This is a genomic window from Moorena sp. SIO3I6, assembly GCF_010672095.1.
In genome coordinates, this window is sequence record NZ_JAAHHU010000497.1 from 1 (window position 1) to 3,111 (window position 3,111).

Consider the following 3,111-nt stretch of genomic DNA (forward strand, 5'->3'; position numbering starts at 1 on the left):
GAAACCTCTCACAGGTGCGTACTTCTAAAGCCAATTGGTAGCAAGGGATTGACCGTAGGTCACGCTACGCGAACGCAACTTCTAGGTTTTGTGCTTTTTCACCTTCGATTCTTTCTAAGTAAGCATTACCGAGATTGTTTTGTGTCGATGCCCAATCAATAGGAAACCTCTCACAGGTGCGTACTTCTAAAGCCAATTGGTAGCAAGGGATTGACCGTAGGTCACGCTACGCGAACGCAACTTCTAGGTTTTGTGCTTTCTCACCTTCGATTCTGTATAAGTAAGCAGCACCGAGATTGTTTTGAGTCGTTGCCCAATCATAGGGAAATGCTTCACGGGTGCGTACTTCTAAAGCCAATTGGTAGCAAGCGATGGCAACTTCTAGGTTTTGTGCTTTCTCACCTTCGATTCTTTCTAAGTAAGCATTACCGAGATTGTTTTGAGTCATTGCCCAATCAATAGGAAATGCCTCACGGGTGAGTACTTCTAAAGCCAATTGGTAGCAAGCGATTGACCGTAGGTCACGCTACGCGAACGCAACTTCTAGGTTTTGTGCTTTTTCACCTTCGATTCTGTTACGGTAAGCTTCACCGAGATTGTTTTGAGTCATTGCCCAATCAATAGGAAACGCCTCACGGGTGCTTACTTCTAAAGCCAATTGGTAGCAAGCGATGGCATCTTCTAGGTTTTGTGCTTTCTCACTGGGGGGGCGACGAAATAAGCTAAAACCCAGACTCTATAAGCGACCTAGCCCTTATACCTCGTTGATAATACTTTCGTTGTCTTGATGCAGTCGCTCATGGGGGAAACCCCCAAGACCGCGCTGCATCGCTTATTAGGACCCACGTCTCATTAATTCGGTTACTAACTCTATACAAAAATCTTTAAAATTAACCCAGGTGTGACCGTATAAACCAATGTAAAAACTGCTATGCCTCCGCTCTATTCGACCAGATTCTTTCACACGACCAACATATTTTTGTATTCCTTGACGTTTAATATGCTGACCTTGAAATGTTGCGGAAGTGTAAGCTATTGCTATCAATAAAACTAGAGAAATAAAGCGTTCACCCTGAAGCTTAGTGTCCTCTAAATTATAACCACCTGTTTTAAAATCTCTAAACATCTCCATGCCTCGCTTCGCTCGCCAGGCTTCGCCAACGAATCAAATCTTTTTTTATAAGCTGAAACTGCCGACTCTAAGTTAGAAAAGTTTGTCAGTAAAAACCATGGTTCTTTGGCCTTTGGCCACGCTACGCGAACGGAGATGTACCTTTGAGTTTACGTTGCCATTTACAAGCTACATTGAAATTAAAGAATCCCCTGGTCTTGGTCACTTTAACTCCTTGGATAAATAAAGATACTCCAGGGACTAAACCTAAATCATTGAGTTCAACCCAATTCTCTTTTTTATAGTCAACAAATTCATTCTTTTTTAATCGCAAACAAAAAGATACACCTAAGTCCTGTAAATACTTTGCTAATTTCACTGAGCAAAATTCTCTATCTCCTAACAGGCAGGTTTTATAGTTTTTAAAAATTGGAATAACCTTGGACAAGACACTTTTTTGTTCTGTTAAATTACTACTCCCTAACTTGGCCAACAAAGTCAAATAGATGGGAAATGCCCTGTCTTGATGCAGTCGCTCATGGGGGAAACCCCCAAGACCGCGCTGCATCGCTTTTATCCCAAATGAGACTAACCATGACTAAGTTAATACGACCCCAATTTGTTCTATCAATTGCTAGATAAATTAGGCTTTCCGAGGTAAAGTATCCTTTCAATAATTCTTCAACTATTGGGACCCAAATTTTTTCAAGTGTTAAGTTTGGTAATGATAAAAATCTTTGAATTCTTTTTCTTCTACTTTCAAATTTAATGGGTAAAGGGAGAGCATTGGCTATTTTTTCTAAGTTAACTTTTTTAATTGACTGTAAGAGATTGAGCAAAATTTTCAAGAAAATATATTCGGCTAGACTCAATTGACTTTTTAGGTGGTTTTGGTAAAATGCTGGTCACATTGTCGATAAGTAGGTCTTGTTGCAAATTTAGAGACCTACTTTTTTTTACCACAAAATGCTACTACCTTTACATAGCGAGCCTTTCAGCCTGTTTCGTCACCCCTTCAGGCTTTCTCACCTTCGATTCTGTTAAGGTAAGCATTACCGAGATTGTTTTGTGTCGATGCCCAATCAATAGGAAACGCCTCACGGGTGCGTACTTCTAAAGCCAATTGGTAGCAAGCGATTGACCGTAGGTCACGCTACGCGAACGCAACTTCTAGGTTTTGTGCTTTCTCACCTTCGATTCTTTCTAAGTAAGCACTACCGAGATTGTTTTGAGTCGTTGCCCAATCAATAGGAAAAGCTTCACGGGTGCTTACTGATAAAGCCAATTGGTAGCAAGCGATGGCAACTTCTAGGTTTTGTGCTTTCTCACCTTCGATTCTGTCAGAGTAAGCATTACCGAGATTGTTTTGAGTCATTGCCCAATCAATAGGAAACTTGTCACGGGTGCGTACTTCTAAAGCCAATTGGTAGCAAGCGATGGCATCTTCTAGGTTTTGTGCTTTCTCACCTTCGATTCTTTCTAAGTAAGCATTACCGAGATTGTTTTGTGTCGATGCCCAATTATAGGGAAATGCTTCACGGGTGAAAACAGTTAGTGCAACTTCATAGCCAGTGAGTGCAATTGAACTATTGCTGCCTTTGTCACCCAAGGGGAATTGTGCTATTAGATTGCTGAAGTTAAAAATACCTGCTGCTATGTATCCCGCTTCATCTGCTTCTGCTTCCCCCAGCACAATTGTTGCCCAATCTCGCAATTTTTCTGCTAATCTATCATCTAGTTTGTCTGTATTTGCTGCCAGTAATGGGTAAATTATCTGCGCGTCACCATTACTGTCTGCGGTTGCTTGTAGAACCTGTAATATAAAATCAAGTTGGGCATCAGATGTATTGTCAGGCATTACCATCAACTGCTATACAATAGTTATTGAAACATTATAGCGTTTCTTAAGAAGTCAGAATTCAGTGCGTAGGGTGGGCAAAATGATATTATCTAGAATTGTTAAAAGAACCAAAGGGTTTTTGCCCACCCGACAAGCTTTG

General features: G+C 40.9%; 1 protein-coding gene and 2 pseudogenes. All 3 read right to left on the reverse strand.

Going from position 1 to position 3,111, the window contains the following annotated elements:
- Positions 1–700: pseudogene (locus tag F6K49_RS38565) on the reverse strand (hypothetical protein); the annotation flags it as partial.
- A gap of 162 nt (positions 701–862) precedes the next feature.
- A pseudogene (locus tag F6K49_RS38570) lies at positions 863–1,983 on the reverse strand (IS4 family transposase); the annotation flags it as partial.
- Between the two features lie 281 nt (positions 1,984–2,264).
- Positions 2,265–2,969: a tetratricopeptide repeat protein gene (locus F6K49_RS38575; protein WP_366514282.1), complete on the reverse strand. Its 705-nt coding sequence runs from the start codon at positions 2,967–2,969 to the stop codon at positions 2,265–2,267.
- Positions 2,970–3,111 lie beyond the last annotated feature (142 nt).